The 16,573-nt window shown below is 50.9% G+C and carries 17 protein-coding genes; 8 read left to right on the top strand and 9 right to left on the bottom strand.

The features are described from left to right. Nucleotides 1-11 precede the first annotated feature (11 nt). Together AC55FS_RS08585 and AC55FS_RS08580 are read right to left on the bottom strand one after the other, a co-directional pair. Entirely contained in the window at nucleotides 12-458 is a 447-nt protein-coding gene (locus AC55FS_RS08585; protein WP_496935666.1) for a GNAT family N-acetyltransferase, read from the bottom strand. A gap of 523 nt (nucleotides 459-981) precedes the next feature. Further along, complete coding sequence (locus tag AC55FS_RS08580) at nucleotides 982-2,775, bottom strand: hypothetical protein (protein WP_496935665.1); 1,794 nt, start codon at nucleotides 2,773-2,775, stop codon at nucleotides 982-984. A gap of 361 nt (nucleotides 2,776-3,136) precedes the next feature. Here AC55FS_RS08580 and AC55FS_RS08575 point away from each other — a divergent pair, with 361 nt between their 5' ends. Together AC55FS_RS08575 and AC55FS_RS08570 are read left to right on the top strand one after the other, a co-directional pair. Further along, nucleotides 3,137-3,463 carry a hypothetical protein gene (locus AC55FS_RS08575; RefSeq protein ID WP_496935664.1) on the top strand — a complete coding sequence of 109 codons (327 nt, stop codon included), beginning with the start codon at nucleotides 3,137-3,139 and terminating at the stop codon, nucleotides 3,461-3,463. Next, a complete protein-coding gene (locus tag AC55FS_RS08570) occupies nucleotides 3,456-4,688 on the top strand; it encodes a cation:proton antiporter (protein WP_496935663.1) in 1,233 nt (410 codons plus the stop codon). The genes AC55FS_RS08575 and AC55FS_RS08570 overlap by 8 nt, the downstream gene beginning before the upstream one ends. A gap of 16 nt (nucleotides 4,689-4,704) precedes the next feature. Here AC55FS_RS08570 and AC55FS_RS08565 read toward each other — a convergent pair whose 3' ends face one another. Continuing rightward, nucleotides 4,705-5,352, bottom strand: coding sequence for a YoaK family protein (locus AC55FS_RS08565; protein ID WP_496935662.1), 648 nt, complete (start codon nucleotides 5,350-5,352; stop codon nucleotides 4,705-4,707). After that, nucleotides 5,349-5,786, bottom strand: coding sequence for an HPP family protein (locus AC55FS_RS08560; RefSeq protein WP_496935661.1), 438 nt, complete (start codon nucleotides 5,784-5,786; stop codon nucleotides 5,349-5,351). Before AC55FS_RS08560 ends, AC55FS_RS08565 begins: the two co-directional genes overlap by 4 nt. 173 nt (nucleotides 5,787-5,959) lie before the next feature. Here AC55FS_RS08560 and AC55FS_RS08555 point away from each other — a divergent pair, with 173 nt between their 5' ends. The 4 genes from AC55FS_RS08555 to AC55FS_RS08540 all read left to right on the top strand — a co-directional run bounded on the left by AC55FS_RS08555 (nucleotide 5,960) and on the right by AC55FS_RS08540 (nucleotide 9,448). Beyond that, nucleotides 5,960-6,508 carry a TetR/AcrR family transcriptional regulator gene (locus AC55FS_RS08555; protein ID WP_496935660.1) on the top strand — a complete coding sequence of 183 codons (549 nt, stop codon included), beginning with the start codon at nucleotides 5,960-5,962 and terminating at the stop codon, nucleotides 6,506-6,508. Continuing rightward, nucleotides 6,508-7,353 (top strand): hypothetical protein, encoded by an 846-nt coding sequence (locus AC55FS_RS08550; RefSeq protein ID WP_496935659.1) that lies wholly within the window; start codon nucleotides 6,508-6,510, stop codon nucleotides 7,351-7,353. Before AC55FS_RS08555 ends, AC55FS_RS08550 begins: the two co-directional genes overlap by 1 nt. A 26-nt stretch (nucleotides 7,354-7,379) precedes the next feature. Beyond that, the gene (locus tag AC55FS_RS08545; RefSeq protein ID WP_496935658.1) at nucleotides 7,380-8,474 is read left to right on the top strand and encodes a hypothetical protein; all 1,095 of its coding nucleotides are present in this window, start codon (nucleotides 7,380-7,382) and stop codon (nucleotides 8,472-8,474) included. 413 nt (nucleotides 8,475-8,887) lie between these two features. Continuing rightward, complete coding sequence (locus AC55FS_RS08540; RefSeq protein ID WP_496935657.1) at nucleotides 8,888-9,448, top strand: hypothetical protein; 561 nt, start codon at nucleotides 8,888-8,890, stop codon at nucleotides 9,446-9,448. 23 nt (nucleotides 9,449-9,471) lie between these two features. On the opposite strand, the gene AC55FS_RS08535 is transcribed toward AC55FS_RS08540, so the two are convergent. Further along, nucleotides 9,472-10,383, bottom strand: coding sequence for a LysR family transcriptional regulator (locus tag AC55FS_RS08535; RefSeq protein WP_496935656.1), 912 nt, complete (start codon nucleotides 10,381-10,383; stop codon nucleotides 9,472-9,474). 100 nt (nucleotides 10,384-10,483) lie between these two features. Here AC55FS_RS08535 and AC55FS_RS08530 point away from each other — a divergent pair, with 100 nt between their 5' ends. Further along, nucleotides 10,484-10,945: a carboxymuconolactone decarboxylase family protein gene (locus AC55FS_RS08530; RefSeq protein ID WP_496935655.1), complete on the top strand. Its 462-nt coding sequence runs from the start codon at nucleotides 10,484-10,486 to the stop codon at nucleotides 10,943-10,945. Between the two features lie 335 nt (nucleotides 10,946-11,280). On the opposite strand, the gene AC55FS_RS08525 is transcribed toward AC55FS_RS08530, so the two are convergent. The 4 genes from AC55FS_RS08525 to AC55FS_RS08510 form a co-directional block, all read right to left on the bottom strand. Next, entirely contained in the window at nucleotides 11,281-11,952 is a 672-nt protein-coding gene (locus AC55FS_RS08525; protein ID WP_496935654.1) for a phosphatase PAP2 family protein, read from the bottom strand. Between the two features lie 313 nt (nucleotides 11,953-12,265). Next, the gene (locus AC55FS_RS08520; protein WP_496935653.1) at nucleotides 12,266-13,162 is read right to left on the bottom strand and encodes an alpha/beta fold hydrolase; all 897 of its coding nucleotides are present in this window, start codon (nucleotides 13,160-13,162) and stop codon (nucleotides 12,266-12,268) included. 85 nt (nucleotides 13,163-13,247) lie between these two features. Next, on the bottom strand, nucleotides 13,248-13,667 hold the full coding sequence (locus AC55FS_RS08515) for a YbaN family protein (RefSeq protein ID WP_496935652.1): 420 nt from the start codon (nucleotides 13,665-13,667) through the stop codon (nucleotides 13,248-13,250). Nucleotides 13,668-13,702: 35 nt separating this feature from the next. Then, nucleotides 13,703-14,695, bottom strand: coding sequence for a GlxA family transcriptional regulator (locus tag AC55FS_RS08510; RefSeq protein WP_496935651.1), 993 nt, complete (start codon nucleotides 14,693-14,695; stop codon nucleotides 13,703-13,705). Nucleotides 14,696-14,795: 100 nt separating this feature from the next. On the opposite strand from AC55FS_RS08510, the gene AC55FS_RS08505 reads away from it, so the two are divergent. Beyond that, on the top strand, nucleotides 14,796-16,562 hold the full coding sequence (locus AC55FS_RS08505; RefSeq protein WP_496935650.1) for an acyl-CoA dehydrogenase: 1,767 nt from the start codon (nucleotides 14,796-14,798) through the stop codon (nucleotides 16,560-16,562). The last annotated feature ends 11 nt before the right edge of the window (nucleotides 16,563-16,573 follow it).

The raw sequence follows: 16,573 nt of genomic DNA, 5'->3' as shown, positions 1-16,573 counted from the left end.
TATCCATCACATCAATTTTCTGACGCCAACGCCATATGCACCAATGGGTATGGATTACCCTGCCCATCCAAATCAGAACGCCCCACCGGCACAAAGCCCAGGCTGCGATAAAACCCAATTGCTGCCGGGTTTTGCTCATTGACATCAACGCGAGTCACATGCAAATCACTGATGGCAAACTGACACAGTTGCTTGCCGATGCCGCTGCGGTGGACTGTAGGACAAACAAACAACATTTCTAGATTACCATCCAGCGCGCCACAAAAACCGACAATATGACCATCAGCTTGGCGCGCAACATACAGTGATACCGCATCAAAATACTGATCTAAGATCAGGCTTTTCAGCGTTGCTATGTCCGCTTCAGGTAAAAAATCGTGGGTGGCTCTGACAGCTGCTTCCCATACACTAATCAGTTGCCCATAGTCAGTGGCGAATGCAGGTCGGATAAAGATCATAATAAAATACGAAAAAGGGGCACCCGGAGAGGGGCCCTAAAGAAGGAAGTCATTCGAAGCGATGCAACAGCAATCAGCTACGAGCGTGCAAGCAGAATACCTTTAGAACAAAAGTATCTATAGATACAGTTGTCAGTTATATAACCAGTACAGTTGTAACTGTCTTCAATACAGCCGCCTATTCAACACTCTCTTATTGAGCCCCTGCTAGCGGTCGTAAAAATCAGTACTACAACAACTCATATCATGACTGCAATAAATGCACTAGGGAACCTCATCACACTGCCAGTGCTTGACCAGAAAACACTCATGCCTCGTCACTATTCCTGAGCCCAACCTATTATAAGTCGACAAGAAATAAATTGGCGTACGAGCAAAAACGAGAAAGCACTAGAAAGCACAGAGTGGTTCGCTTTTTGCACCTTGTACGAGATTTTATTGGCCTACTTATTGATTGTTGAACCAGAGCTCCCATTAAGCTCTGATGCGAATATGACAACCGCATCAGAGTCGTCCAGGCGATTTAAAGCTCTATTACTTTAAACAGAGAGATGCCCCAGTGGTAAAACAGCTCAGAGCCAACCTCAACCAAGCCACTACTTTTATCGACTAGCTCTACTGGCTCTAGGCCAGGCAAAGCACGGTACAAAGACGTCGAATGAGTAAAACGAAGGGTACCGTCATCTGCCAGAGAAAACAGCAGCGAATCACCTTGGAAGAAACTTCGTTGCAATTTATTGCCGTCTTTGTCTAGCAGCCACACCTGTTGATTGCCCGCCTCGCTGAGCTGGTGGTACGCTGCGAACGAGTCTGTTAAAGCAAATCGCATTAGATACAGCGCATTCCGATCACTGAGTACTTGCGACTCTTGAAGTTGTATCCTTTGCCCCTGTTCAAGTAGCGTTAAGGCATACTGATCGTCAGATCCAGCTTGCAACTGTAAATACATATGACGCGTACCATTGGGTGAGGTTTTTATGGCACGTACAGAACCCAACGGAAATGAAGCCAATTCAGTGGTACTTCCTTGGAAATAGCGCATCCTGATAGCTTCATTTGAGATATGGGTATAAAAAGCGGTGCCATCATCTAACAGCTGAATGTCGCTGATGTCATTGCCCAGCAGCTGAGTTGTATTAGTCTCCAGGTCGCGAATACTGGCGCGCCCATCATTCACCCACAGCGCCCATTGTCCGGCAACATGAAATTCACTGACGTTTTGTGCAAGAGCCGTCACTTCACCATCAGAGAAATAAAACAATGTTGGGGCATTTGCGTTATCGACAAACACAATACCATTAGAACTAAAAACAGGTGGATGGGATCGATCAATTCCCTGCCCCGAAGGACTGGCAATAGAGGTCAACTTATCGGAGTTAATCTCATTAATAACCAACGCATCGCCTTGCCAAGAAGCTAATCGCCGGCCTTCAAAAGCAGCAAAGTCTCCTTCAGCATCATACAACCGCTGTAGAGCGAGTCTTTCTTTTACTAAGATGTTCCCTTCGACTCTCGTCGTTTGTCCTTGCTCATCGATCGCCTCCAAGGCATAACGAACACTATCACCTACACCATAAAACGGCAGTTCGATGACCTCATGTAAGCGACCTTGCGACTCAATCAATGGTAGATTTTGCAGTCTAATTCGTTCGACAAACCTGACACGACAGGAGCCTTCTTTGTCTTCACACTGAGCATCGACGTCCACAGTATCACTATTCGCTGCCCAGCCAGATATCGGCGCCGTTACATATATTTCAGGCGGACGATCTAAATGAATTGCTTGGCTACGAACGCTTAGATTGCCTTTTACATCTTTCACTATCATATCCAGCACATAGTGCCCGGATTCAATGCCAGACAAATCTAACTCCGCCTGATAGTCTGCCGTGCATTGTCTGCCATCCTCTGCACAACTGGTCAGATTCAGCGCTTGTGACACGCCAGCAACAGACGCCGTTACAGAATCTATTTCAAACTCAGATGCCTCGATTTTGACACCCGTGTGATAGCTGTCATGGGCATACGATGAATGTGCAGATGCCCCTAAAGCAACAATACTAAAACGTGTTTTTGATTCGGGGCCAACCACAACCGTCAAAGAGCGCGTGACAGTGGCACCTGACTCTCCCTCCACGGTTAACGTATATTCAGTATCTTCGCCTGGTGTGTGCGAATACCAAACTGAAGACTCAATATCACCAATATCCGGCTCAATACGAGCAGAAGTCCCAGTAAATTCGGTCATTATCTGGATCGTCTGGCCTTTGGATACCTGATCATGACTGACGCTAAATTGCTTGATCGTTGGTGTCACAACCCCTCTACCCGGTTCTGGCTTGGTGTCTTTGCTGCGACTATCCGCATCATCAGAACCGCAAGCCGCCAGAAAAAAACTGAGTAGCGTAACTAGTGTAAAACGCACAATCCAAGAAGTATCACATCCGCGCCAACAACAGCAGTTGATGCCCATCCCTGAGTACTGCATAAAAAATCATCCTTGTAAGACATACTGATATAAGTATAAAGAAGCGCCAGAGGAATATCAGATAGCTTTACCTCATGCTGTCAAAGATCGGTCTCCATCCCGGTTACATCAATAGGCGTTGCCGAAGTAGTGTTACTAGGCTGCCTTCATCTATACTGAACGACTTGCCAACTCTTTCTATTAGCAGGTTATGAGCAAACGCCCAACTAAGCGCGAGCTACGTGAGCAACTGCAGCAACACACCCAACGCTATTTGCAGCACGGCGGTGAGATTCACAGTTTTCAGCGTGGAGAAACCGGCCTTGAAAATGGCCAGTACAATGACCGCTCCTTAGGGTTTGAGCAACCGCCCAGCAGCCGCACCCCGGTTGAAGACGTCTTACGCACCATCGACCAACGCCGCCAACAGCAGCGCAAAGGCCAGCACAAAGAAAAGCCTCGCCGTAAAAAGCCCAAACAAAAGATTATCTACGATGACTTTGGCGAACCCTTGCGAGTGATCTGGGAAGATGACTGAAACTGTCATCATGATTCTTGCCGCAGCACTGTTTATATACGGCTTAGTGGCACGGCAAATTGAACAACTGGACATTACTGCGCCCATGCTGTTTGTGCTGCTGGGCATTCTGTGTGGACCTTTACTGCTCGATTGGGTGGAGCCGGCCATCGATAGTGACGGGCTGCAACATATCGCCGAACTCACCTTGGCCATAGTGCTGTTTACTGATGCCAGCCAAATCAAACGTCAGCAGTTATGGCGCTACGAATCCTACCCTATCCGGTTATTGGCCATTGGTTTGCCGCTAACCGTGGCCGTCGGCACGCTGACGGCTTTTTACTGGTTCGCACTGGACTGGTACACCGCTGCCATTATCGCCGTTATCCTCACGCCAACAGACGCCGCGCTAGCACAAACCATTATGGACAAGCGCGAATTTGATACCCGCCTGCGTCAAAGCATTGCCGTTGAAAGCGGCCTCAACGACGGCATTGCCTTGCCCATTTTATTATTATTCGTCTCCCTTCTGGCAGCGGGCAGTCAGCAAGATGCCTGGCACTGGGCAGACTTTATCGTTACCCAATTGCTACTAGGCACGGCTATGGGGATTGGTGCCGGCCGCCTCGGTGGCAAACTAATCGATTACGCCATCGTACAGCATTGGATGCCGCCGTTGTATCAACGGCTTTCGTCGGTCGCCCTGGGCATATTCGCCTTTGTCGCCACCGAATCGATTGGCGGCAATGGCTTTATTGCGGTTTTTCTCGCCGGGCTATTTTTACAGTCAAAACGCAAACGGGTAATGGGCCGTTTAAAAGAATTTGGAGAAGCCGAAGGTCAGCTGCTCTCACTGGTGATCTTTTTTTTGTTTGGCGCCATTTTTGTTCCCGCCGCCTGGCCCATGCTTACTTGGCCCATGCTGGTTTATGCACTGCTCAGCCTAACCCTGGTACGCATGTTGCCAGTCGCCATTAGCCTGATTGGAACGCCACTCGATGCCAGCAGCCGGGCATTTTTAGCCTGGTTTGGGCCGAGAGGTATTGCCAGTATTTTGTATTTATTATTAGCCGTTGAGCAACTGGGCTACGCCGCCAACATTGCCCATTATGACGTGTTGTTTGGCACCAGTGTTGTGACTATTTTGCTCAGTGTTTTTATCCATGGACTGTCCGGTGGCGGCTGGGCCAACCTCTGTCAACGCCGCCAGCAAAGAGCCAAACAACCGCAGCAACAATCACGTTAGATGTAAAAGATAGCTATCAGTGCTGTCGCCAGCGTTGGTACATCAATGCTGTCATTGCAATTAACAGAGCCGCCAACCAAAAACCCTGCACTGCCCAATACGTAAATCCATAACTGCCAACACCTGCGCCAAGAGTAAACGCTGATACCAAGGTCAGATGCAGCCATAACTGGCGACGGTCCACCGTTCGTCCTGCAAGACGATTACCCAACCAGGAACCGATGTCAGATAAAATGCCAGTCAAGTGGGTGGTTCGGATTACCGAGCCACTAAAAGTCGCTACCATGGCATTTTGTAATCCGCACGCCGCCGATGCCAACCATTCCCCTGCCAACCATTGCCGCTGCAGCGCCCAACCGGCCAGTATTAGCAACAATGCCTCCAACCACAACGCCAATCCGTAGCGTCGACCTGGGCGCAGCGATTCATGGCCAACCACCATGCCGCTGACCATGGCTCCCAGAACAAAGCTCAACACCACAAGCAGCACAGGCCAGCCACTCTCTCCCGTAGCCCAATGACTGGCAACAAGCGTCACTGTTCCCGTTACATGGGATATTGCCTGGTGGACAAAACTTAATAAGGCTAATGCATTGATAAATCCGGCATTAAAAGCCAGTAGTGCTCCGCCCAGCATAACCCAGCGGGGTAGACGACGAATCAAGACCACCACCCCGAGAGCGGATAGCGCTGCTCGCTGCGGCGAAAAAATGCCACCGCAAACAATACGATCAGTACCGCACCAGACAATACTGGGGCAATTAAAAACTGCCACGATGGCGCTACCATCAACACCAGCAATGGATTTGCCCCCGCCGGTGGATGCACACAGCGACACAACATCATCAATGCCACTCCCAATCCTGATGCCATCGCCAGCCACATAGGATGATCAGCAGGCCAAGAAAACTGGTTTGCGATAAATAGCAATACCAGCCCCAAAGCGGCTGTTAGCACATGACCGCCAATCACATTACGTGGCTGCGCCAAAGGACTGGAAGGCAAGGCAAAAACAATCACCATAGTGGCGCCAAAGGGCACCATCAGGATTTTAACGTCAGTAAGCTGACTTAACCCGGCCAGCAATCCAATACACAAACTGGCTCCCAGCCCCGCCAACAGTGGGGGCCAAAACACTTGCTTGAAGTGGCGAGAAAAAGTGGATGTTTGCAAAGGTAATTCTCTCTAAGTAGACCAATCAGTCTACCAAGGTAGACAAACTGGTCTACTCATGTCAAGTTAACACCACGCCATTCACCTCAAAGACTCAAATGGAAAAACGACAACAACTGGTCGAAGCAGCCTTAACACTGTTTTATCAGCGCAGTGTTCACAGTGTCGGCATTAACGACGTACTGGCACAGGCCAAGGTGGCCCGAAAAACCCTGTACCATCATTTTGATAGCAAAGAAGCCTTGCTGCTGGCCGCCCTTCAGCTGCGCGATCAGCGTTGGTGCGACTGGCTACAGCAACGACTGACCCCGGCGTCATCACTAAATGATTTGATTAAGCGGCTATTCGATGCCCTGGATGATTGGTTCAACGAACGTGATTTGGCGCCGTTTTACGGCTGTTTTTTTCAACAATGTGCCAGTGAATACAGTCAAAGCGATAGCGATGTTTGGCTGTATTGCCATCAACATCAACAACGGGTACTGGCAATACTGAAGCAACAATGTCAGCGAGTCAGCCCAGAGCAAGAGCAAGAGCAAGCCATTGGATTAAAGCTGTTGCTTGATGGCGCCATCGCCCAAGCACAAACGGGAAATCGCAGCGCAGCGCTTGAAGCCAAAACCATCGCCCTGACAGCGCTTATCTGATGCTAGTGCTGAGCAAAATACTAATCACCTTTGCCAGTGTCTGCTTGCTAGCCAGTGTGGCCGAGCGCTTAGGGCCACGCTACGCCGGACTACTGGCTGGCTTTCCGCTCGGTACTGCCATCGTGCTGTATTTTTTTGCCCTGCAACAAGGCGATCAGTTTGCTGGCAGCAGTGCGGTCTTTACCCTGGCGGGCTTGTCTGGCGCGTTGGCGTTTGCCTGGGGTTATTGGCAAGTCATACGCAGACGCCCCCAGCTCAGTTTCCTGCCTGTTGCTGTCGTTGTGGCGCTGCTGTGTTTTGTTGCTGTGATCTGGCTGTTACAACACATGCCAGCCAGCCGCATTGCCTCCCTCGTTGTTACCGTGATCGCCATACTGGTGTTTCACCGAATGCAGCGTGGCATAGAGCCACTCTCTACCATTGACCACGGTGGTCAGCCAAAACTCGGGCATTCCTTCCTGAGTCACTCCCTTCTAAGCCAAGTCCTTCTAAATCATCCCATTGCCAGCTTGGTCTTTCGTGCGGCGCTGGCCACCCTGAGTGTTGTGCTCATTACGGCACTGGCCAGCTGGCTCGCGCCTTCGCAAGCGGGATTATTGGCGGCATTTCCGGTCAGTTTTTTCCCGTTGATGTTACTGCTGCACATTCGCTACGGTGCGCAGGTATTGGCGGCCAGCATTCGCCACTATCCAACCGGCATGGGCGCACTGCTGAGCTATTGCTTAACCGTCAGCTACAGCTATCCGTATCTGGGCCGCGATATAGGCACCCTGGTCGCGTTAGTCATGGCCTGTGTCTATCTGTTACTCAATCATTATTTCAGCCAAGCCCCAAGCCGCCGATAACCTGCCAATAGTCAAAGGAGCTGGCCATGGCATCAAGCATCAAGCTGGGCGCGGCACTGAGCCAACAGCTGCAACATCATGCTGTGAGTCGCCTGCCAGCAGAGCAAAAGGCTCCACCATCAACGGGCTCGGCGGGCATGAACGTTGAGCTGACACTGACCTCGGGCCAGCGCATCCAAGTGCAATTTGCCCAGCGCTTAAACGGCGGTTTGAAACACTTTTCTATCGCCAGTAGCAGTGAACTCAGCAACAGCACCGAGCAACAAATGCGCCAGCTGGTTCGCGACCTTGGCCACAGTGTCAGCGCCCTATTTTCTGGCAGCGAACATTCAGACCTATTTGCCTCATTACGCCATAACGACGTCAAAACTGCTGATCTTCAGGCATGGCATAACACCGGAGAAAACCAACAACGATTAAGTGTGCAGCAACAACGCCACGGTGATGGTGCCTTGGATTTAGACGGTCAATGGCAAGTACGGCAAGGCAGCCAATACAGCGAGCACAGCTTTGATGCTTTCCGCCGCGGCTTTGATCAGGCGGCATTGCTAGGACACAACGACCTGGCTTGGCTGCAACAGCAGATACAAGAATCCAGCGATGGTTTAGCGCCACAAATCAGCGGCTTTTTTGAATCGGCGATGAACGCCTTGTTACAACGCGCCGAACAAGGGCAACAATGGTTGCAACGCTTGGGCAGCGACCAACCCAGCGCCCAGCAATTTATTGTACAAACCGTTGAGCAACTGGCGCAGCCCTATTCCCCCGCCGCCAGTAATGCCTTGCCCGATTTTCGCGCCGAGTTTTTTAGCCGCAGCCAACAGCAAGGCCATCCCCCTGACGAGCAACTGTCGTTAAAGCTAACTCAAACCAGTTTTAAGGGACAGCAAGATGAGCATGGCGTCGCCTTTGCAAATCAAATCCGACGTTTGGATATGTGGCGTTTAGTCGATGGCCAACAGCAGCACATTCAGACCCGTTGGCAACAACGTGAAGAAGTGAGGCACAGGTACGACAACGGCGCATTAACCGATAGCCAGTACCGACTGGATTCGCAGTGGCAACAACAGCGCCAGGGACAACTGCCCAAGCGCCAGCAAATTCATTTAGGGCACCTCTGAATAATTCTGCACAGATCTGCGCGAGTGCAGCAGGCTTTCAGAACAAGGCGGAGATGGCAGGAAATGGCCAGCCCTTTTCAACATCGCCAACGACATTATGGAAGCCTGCAGCCCGCGCCCTAAGGGGATCGCCAGAGAACTCCAGCTCTGTGTCGCCGATTTTTGCTGTAGCTGGCTAGAGCGGCAAACCGGCTTCGTGATCTGGAGCCCTCTGGCGATCCAGAGCGGGCACCGAATTATTCAGAGGTGCCCTAGATACTCCCATCGCGCAGGGTTAAACGCCCGTTGCTATGCACAGTAACGCTGACTGCAACTCACGGTTTTAAAGATGTTAAGGTGCCAGCCTGTTGATATACTCGGCTCCTTGCGCCTGAGTCCATCGGGCATGATTGCTATTTATACGAGAGGTTTGCGTGAGCACAGAGTCCACCCCCAGTCAGTTTCAGGATACTCAGCAACTGCTTAGCCAGGACGGCTTTCGCGTCAGCAACATCTGGTATCACGGCACCGCATCTGGCCTGCTGGATTCGATTCAGCAACAGGGGCTGAAAGGCGCCGGCGACGCCGAGCTGATGTCACGCCAACAGCATTTATTAAAAACCATTGGTCACAGCAGCATTGGCAGTGACGATCCGATATTTTTAACCCAGAGCAAAGAACTGGCGTATTTCTGGGCACAACAAAAAACCCACAGCCGCAACCTCGCTTTTCAGCAACAAGAGCAGCCCGTGGTGTTACAGATCACCCTATCGCCAGAAGACAATGCGCAAGTTAAACCCGATGCCGGCGGCGCCGCTTTAATGCTAGAACCTGGCAACGCCTATATGACATTTCTGAAAGATTTATACCAACAGCATGGTCTGACACTGGAAGACATTAATCCGCTGCAGGCAGAGCGCCAGTACTTCTTGCAACAGCTGGGTTTAGCCTATCACCAGCAACCCATTGCCACCGATTGCCTACAGCCGTTGTAATCAGCGCCCTTTCGGTGATGGTGTTAGCCATGACAAAATGCCTGTTTTAGAAAATCGATAAACGCCCGAACCAAAGGGTTCGGGTGGCTGGTGGCCAAATACACCGCATATACCTGGCCGCTACCCGCCGCTTGCAAACTGGCCTGCCAATCCGGCAAACAAGGCTGCAATAGGCCGTTTTCGACGGCCTCTGCCGATACCCAATGTGATAATTGCACCACCCCAGCGCCGGCGATGGCTGCAGCCAATAACGGCATTCCACCGCGTGAACTGAGATTGCCATTAACGGCAATGCGCACATGTTGCTGTTGACGGCGAAAATGCCAATAGCTGAGCTGACGACCGCGACTGAGCAATAAACAATTATGACCACTGACGTCCTCTGGCCGCTCCGGCATGCCGTGGCGCTGCCAATACTGAGGGGCTGCCAGGACATGGGTATGATTATCCATTAGACGCAGCGCTTTAAGGCCAGAGTCCGTCGGTCGACCGATACGAATGGCAACATCAACATCTTCTTCTAATAAATCGACCATACGATTGTCGTGGGCAATCTGCAGCTCTATATGCGGATACTGGGCGATAAAATCCGCCAACTTAGGGGCCAACTGCTGTATACCAAAGGCCTCAAACACCGACACACTTAAGCGCCCTGACAGCGGCCCTTGCTGTCGCAATAAGCTGTACTTTAGCTCGTCCGCCTTAGCGACCCAGGGCCTGACATCCGTTAAAAAACGTTGCCCGCTTTCAGTGAGTTTAATTTGCCGTGTACTGCGGGCAAACAAAGCAACCCCCAGCTCCTGCTCTAAACCGTCAACCGCACGAGTGACCGACGACGGTGCCATGCTTAACACCTTAGCGGCTTTAGAAAAACTGCCCTGCTCAACCACTTTCAGAAAAATGCGCGCAGCATTTAGCATCTCTACCTCACTCACTATCTTTTGCATTTAGTGCAAAAAAGATACGCATAACATTTGCATTCTAAGCAAGATATCAGAGTCTTACACTGGCCATCCAGTTATTGGAGACGACATTATGAATCGTATAAGCTTTCAACAAATTCCAGCCGAGATGATGGCAAGCCTGATGCATACAGAGACCTTGCTCAAACAGCTGGATTGGGCCGATATTAAACTGTTTGAGCTGATGCGTTATTACATCTCACAGCTGAATGCCTGCCCCTACTGCCTCGATATGCACTACAAAGAAGCCTTGCATTATGGCGAAACACCCGAGCGCTTACATGCCGTGATTCATTGGCAAAGCCTGCCCTTTTACAGTGATCAAGAGCGTGCATTACTGCGTTGGGTTGATTGCTGCGTGGCAAAAACGGTCAGCGAAAGCGATAAACAACAGGCATTTGAGCAATTGCTCATGCACTACGATCGGGCTCAAATTGCTTGGCTCACTCTAGTGATCAGCCAACTGGCGCAGTGGAATTTACTGGTAAAGGCGTTTGGGTTTGAAGCTGGACACTACCAAGTAACAGCGAACTAACGGACACTCCCCGCTATAGCCTTTATAGCGGGGACGCAAATAAAAGTGCGACAGAGATAAATACAGCCCGGTTGTCAGGGCCTGTTAACACTATTTAGCTCTTTGCTGCTGCAAGTCAGTTTTTCTTGAGTGAGGCATGAGGAGTGTGGCTTACCTGAATGAGCAGCCAATAATGCTACTCAGGGAAAAACGGACTCCAGCCCTTCGGGGTATGGCTGAAAACCCCTCAATCTGTGTTGCTCATCCTTCATTTAACTCGTTAAACATCCCTCTTCGCGCCTTGATTGAGGAGTTTTCAGCTCATAACAGCGTGATCGAAATAGTGTTAACAGGCCCTAGGCCCTGGGGCGTTTGTCCTTAGGCTCAATGTGCCAATGGCCTAACAACCAGCCCGATAAGCACTGGCAGGTAAAATAAACCACAAAGCCTGCGAATACGGTATCACTGAGAAAGTGCCCTCCTTGCATGATACGAACAGCACTCATCATCACACCGAGCAGTAGACCAGCATACAACCAGCTGCGACGGCGAAATACCCAGGCCAGAGCGATAAAATAAAATGCCATGGCAGCGTGGCCACTGACAAAGGACTTGCCATTACCCTGATCATTGATAATAAAGGCCGGGGTAAACTGGTCCTTTCCACCAAATTGTTCAACGGCTCTCGGTCTTTCGCGCTGGAAGGATTCTTTAAATACGCCGTGTACAATCAGCCCAGGTCCGATCAATAACACCAGTAATAAAAATAGCCAAGGCCTTCGCTGCTGAGCATCAACGCCGTTAGGAATAAAGGTCAGGGTAATGACCAGCAGCATGATGGGAATAAGCACATGGGGCAGGTAACGAAATAACCAATAAATAGATTCATTAATTGGCTGATCGGCCAATGGCCAAGTAGCGCTGCCAGCATCATAAAACCAGCCACTCACGGTTAAATCTAACTGCGGAAAGAGCACAAAAACCACGGCCAATGCCCCGCAAGCCATCCATTCCCAATATCGCAACATGCTCGCCAGCCTCACACAAAAGCGCACAGCATACTTCAAGCTAAGATCAACGCCCAGTCAGACTGACTGACCTTTACGCCTGGGCTATGGCCTATTAACGCCATTTCGTCGCGCTGTTATGAGCTGAAAACCTCTCAATTCAGGCGCGAAGATGGGTGTTTAACGCGTTACAGGAAGGATGAGCAACGCAGATTTAGGGGTTTTCCGACATAACCCAACGCGCTAGAGTCCATTTCTTGAGCTGTGTTATTCGTTGCTTATTTAACGGGTTAAACGGCGCACCTCATGCCTTACTCAATCCAGCAACAAAGAGCTAATAAGCGTTAACAGGCCCTAACACCGCACGAGTGACCTCGTTGGGGGCCTCGAGCTGCGGATAATGACCGACGTCGCTCAGTTCCGTGACCGGCTCTTTAGCCACCACTTGGCGATATCGATCCACCATATGCTGGCCAGAAATTGGATCAGCCAGGCCATTGATCAGATGCAAGGGTTGAGGCCAATCAATCAATGCCGATACCCAGCGCTGTCTATGCCGTTTACGCTCTGCCATATAGCTCAGCAGTTTTGGCAAGACCTTAGTGCCCTGGTGCAACTGGATAAAGCGCCAGCATGCAGCGATATCATCATCCGACAGCGGCTGCCGGCAAATACGCTGCAAGCTTTTACGCAGTTTTTTTTCATTCAGCCCAAAAGCCAACCACCGCCCTAGCGGGCTGGCTAACAAACGCTGAGCCATTAATGGCCGGTGGGCCTCGGCAAATAAGCCACCATTAAGCAAGGTGACCGCACGCAACCGATGCTCTGAGCCATCTAACTGCCTAGCCATCAATTCCTGAGCCACGGTATCACCATAATCATGGGCTAAAACATCACACTGCTGCACAGCCAGATGTTGCATCAATGCCTGCTGCATATCTGCTTGCAGGGCAATGCTATAGGGAAGATCTCGAGGCTTATCGCTACAACCAAAACCGAGCATATCCGCGGCGATCAGGTCATAGTGCTGAGCTAGCGAGTCCCATATTCGATGCCAGTCCCAACTGCTGGTCGGAAAGCCATGAATCAACAGCAACACGGGCTTGTGCTGGCCAAATTGAGTAAGCGCCACCGAGGTACGATAAAAAATTCGCAGATCGTAACTGCGTTTAGCCGTTTGTGGGCGAAAAACCAGCCAGTGACCTTCGGCTTGCCAATCAGAAGGGTTCATAGCACATCTCAATATTCTGAAGTCTTATGCTAACAGCCAGTCACCTGTGCGTGTTTAGTGTGGTCTGTGCGCACCCACCAAAGTACTAGGACTCTTGTTTGAGCTGCAATGTTGGTAAGCGCAGGATATAAATACTCACACCCAATCCGATCAGAGGCAACAGCACCTGCAACATAGGACGAGGCACCAACACAAACGCCGTCAGCAATAACATGCTCCACATCAGTAACAGTGAATACACCTTAGCGCGCAGAGGCATTCCCTTACCATCAAGGTAATAAATAACATAACTCCCCAACCGCGGATGGCTCACCAACCAGTGATAAAAGCGGCTTGAAGTGCGTAAAAAACACGCGGCGGCTAACAGCAAAAACGGTGTTGTTGGCAGTACGGGCAAAAAGATCCCGAGCACGCCCAATACCACGGCCAGCCAGCCACAGGCAAAGACCAGATGGCGCAGCAATGGATGACGAATGGCTTTTTGTTCGGCCAGCTCTGAGTGCATAGCTAAGCTCCTTGCGCTATGGCGACAAGAATAGCTCAATAGCGCCGTGCAAAGCGACGCCGATATTCAGTTGGCGTTAAACCCGTCTTTTTACGGAACAGGCGTCGAAACGAGCTGGCATCCTCATAGCCGACTTCTGTCATCACCACATCGACGGTGCGGCTGGTCTCTTCCAGCAGTTTTTGCGCAGCTTCGATTCGCAACGATTGCACATACGCATTGGGTGGCATCGACAAGGCCGTATTAAAACGCCGGATCAAGGTACGTTTAGACACACTAAAGCGCTCGGCTAGACCTTCGACGCTAAAAGGATTGGCAAAATTTTGCTCCAACCAACTTTGTGCCTGGCGTACCAGTTCATCTTTATGGGGCTTGGCCAAGCGCATCAATGAATAAGACAGCTGGGTATCACGACGGTAATCCAACACAAAAGCCTTGGCCGTCTGCAATGCTGCTTCAAAGCCTGCGTGGCGTTCAATAATGTGCAGTCCCAAATCAAACCAGGCCAAGCCGCCACCAGCGCAGTAAATGTTTTCATCACGGGTAATGAGCTGCTCAGCTTGCAGCGCCACGTTTGGGTAGCGCTGTTCAAACTGTTCTTTAAAGCCCCAATGAGTGGTAGCCGCGCGGTTGTTTAATACCCCCGCCTCGGCTAACAGAAAGTTCCCGGTACAGTTGCCAGCAATGGTCCAGCCCTGGCCATCGGCATAGCGTATCAGCGTCCTAAGGGCCTCGGTATCGGCTAACACCTCTTCTATGGGGCCACCTATGGTGGGAACAATCAGCGCATCCACCTTGGCGGAGCCACCGATAATGTCGGCAAAATTGAGGTGGCTGGCCAGTTGCAAACCATTGATGCATCTCACTGGCTGGCCGACTTCAGTGGCGATACGCACGTTAAATAAACGCTCGGCATCACGTCCTTCAATCCGGTTCCAAGTCACGCCGGCAAGCGCAAACAAATCGGCCAGGCCAGTAATAGCAGACGCCAAAGCACGATCAAACCCCACTACCACGACATCGATCATAGTTGTCACTTACAGCCTTAAAGGTGTCTATATTGCCAATTACTGAAAGACGCGACAAGCGCCATAGTGTTGTCTTTTGAAGCCAATACCAGAGGCCGCCATGAGCAAATTGATCAACCCCATCGACCTCGACTTTCTGCTATACGACGTATTGGATGCTCAAGACCTTACCGCACTGAGCTACTACCAAGACCATGATCGCAGTACTTTTGATCAAGTATTGCGCACTGCCGAACATATCGCAGAGCACTATTTCCTGCCCCATCATGCCAAAGCCGATCAGCAGGAACCACAATTTAGCCATGGAAAGGTACGCACCTTAGAAGAGGTAAAACACGCCTGGCGCCACTACAGTCAATCTGGCTTACTTAACGCACGCCATGCCTACCAAGATGGTGGCATGCAGTTACCGGCCCTCATTCACAGTGCTTGCAACGCTTTTTTTATGGCCGCCAATCCAGCCACCGCTGCCTACCCCTTTTTAACCAGTGCAGCCGCCAATGTCATTCACCGCTTTGCCACGGACGAGCAAAAATCTCAGTATTTGCCTGGCTTATTTAACGGACGCTTTGCCGCCACCATGGCCCTGACCGAGCCCGATGCGGGCTCATCATTGGCAGACCTAAAAACCCAGGCTCGACCCCAGTCAGATGGAAGCTATCTCATCAAGGGGCAAAAAATGTTTATTTCCGCCGGTGATCACGACCTAACGGACAACATCGTACACCTAGTACTGGCACGAATTCAGGGTGCTACGGCTGGCGTCAAAGGTTTATCCCTGTTTATCGTACCCAAACACCGCATGCAGCCCAATGGTGATGCGGCCGGACATAACGACGTCAACCTCAGTGGTTTATTACACAAGATGGGGTACCGTGGTACGACCTCGACATTGCTGAATTTTGGTGAACAAAATCGCTGTCAGGGATGGCTTTTAGGTGAGCCTCATCAAGGCCTGCGTTATATGTTTCAAATGATGAACGAAGCGCGCATAGGCGTTGGTTTAGGCGCTGCCATGATAGGTTACCGCGGCTATTTAGAGTCATTAAATTATGCCCGTCAGCGCCCTCAGGGGCGGTCGCCACAGCAGCAAGACCCACAGTCACCAGCCATTAACATTATTGAGCACGCCGACGTTAAACGCATGCTGTTAGCACAAAAAGCCTATGTCGAAGGCTCCGTTGCCTTGTGTTTATTCGCTGCCCGGCTGGTCGACGACAGTGAACACGGCCATCAACCAGACAGCGCCGACCTGCTGGAGTTGCTCACCCCTATCGTGAAATCCTATCCGTCTTTCTATGCTGGCAAAGCCAACGATCTGGCCATTCAGGTATTAGGCGGCAGCGGTTACACCCGTGATTACTCGGTTGAGCAGTGCTATCGCGATAATCGCCTCAACCCGATTCACGAAGGCACCCATGGCATTCAGTCGCTGGATTTATTAGGCCGGAAATTATGGCAGGGACAGGGCCTAAAGCAGCTCAAACAACGAATGCAGCATACCCTCACCCAAGCAGAGCAACATGAGCAGTTGCGACCGCTGGGCCAAGCACTAGGCAAACATATTAAAACACTGACAGATACCATCACGCTGCTAGGAAAAACCTTGCAACGAGGGCAGCTGCAATTGGGGCTAGCCAACTCGGCACTGTTTCTCGATATGATGTCGCGCTGTGTCGTCGCCTGGTTATGGCTAGAAATGGCGGATAAGGCCTTGCACAGCCAACGCAGCAACGATTTTATTCAGGGAAAACTACAAGCGGCACGCTATTTTATTGTCTGGGAGCTGCCTGAAATTGAACACCAGGCAACCTTGCTGCAGTCGCTGGATAGCACTTGTCTGGATATGAAAAACGCCTGGTTTTAGCCAGGCGTTTA

The organism is Bacterioplanes sp. CLAM21, from assembly GCF_059641015.1.
Note: the sequence above shows the minus strand (reverse complement) of the source record. Positions and strands in the feature narration are given on the sequence as shown.

Coding starts and splice junctions, on each gene's coding strand:
- AC55FS_RS08505 (WP_496935650.1), top strand. CDS start 14,796: ATGAGCAAATTGATCAACCCCATCGACCTCGACTTTCTGCTATACGAC.
- AC55FS_RS08530 (WP_496935655.1), top strand. CDS start 10,484: ATGAATCGTATAAGCTTTCAACAAATTCCAGCCGAGATGATGGCAAGC.
- AC55FS_RS08520 (WP_496935653.1), bottom strand. CDS start 13,162: ATGAACCCTTCTGATTGGCAAGCCGAAGGTCACTGGCTGGTTTTTCGC.
- AC55FS_RS08525 (WP_496935654.1), bottom strand. CDS start 11,952: ATGTTGCGATATTGGGAATGGATGGCTTGCGGGGCATTGGCCGTGGTT.
- AC55FS_RS08575 (WP_496935664.1), top strand. CDS start 3,137: ATGAGCAAACGCCCAACTAAGCGCGAGCTACGTGAGCAACTGCAGCAA.
- AC55FS_RS08550 (WP_496935659.1), top strand. CDS start 6,508: ATGCTAGTGCTGAGCAAAATACTAATCACCTTTGCCAGTGTCTGCTTG.
- AC55FS_RS08555 (WP_496935660.1), top strand. CDS start 5,960: ATGGAAAAACGACAACAACTGGTCGAAGCAGCCTTAACACTGTTTTAT.
- AC55FS_RS08515 (WP_496935652.1), bottom strand. CDS start 13,667: ATGCACTCAGAGCTGGCCGAACAAAAAGCCATTCGTCATCCATTGCTG.
- AC55FS_RS08545 (WP_496935658.1), top strand. CDS start 7,380: ATGGCATCAAGCATCAAGCTGGGCGCGGCACTGAGCCAACAGCTGCAA.
- AC55FS_RS08510 (WP_496935651.1), bottom strand. CDS start 14,695: ATGATCGATGTCGTGGTAGTGGGGTTTGATCGTGCTTTGGCGTCTGCT.
- AC55FS_RS08570 (WP_496935663.1), top strand. CDS start 3,456: ATGACTGAAACTGTCATCATGATTCTTGCCGCAGCACTGTTTATATAC.
- AC55FS_RS08585 (WP_496935666.1), bottom strand. CDS start 458: ATGATCTTTATCCGACCTGCATTCGCCACTGACTATGGGCAACTGATT.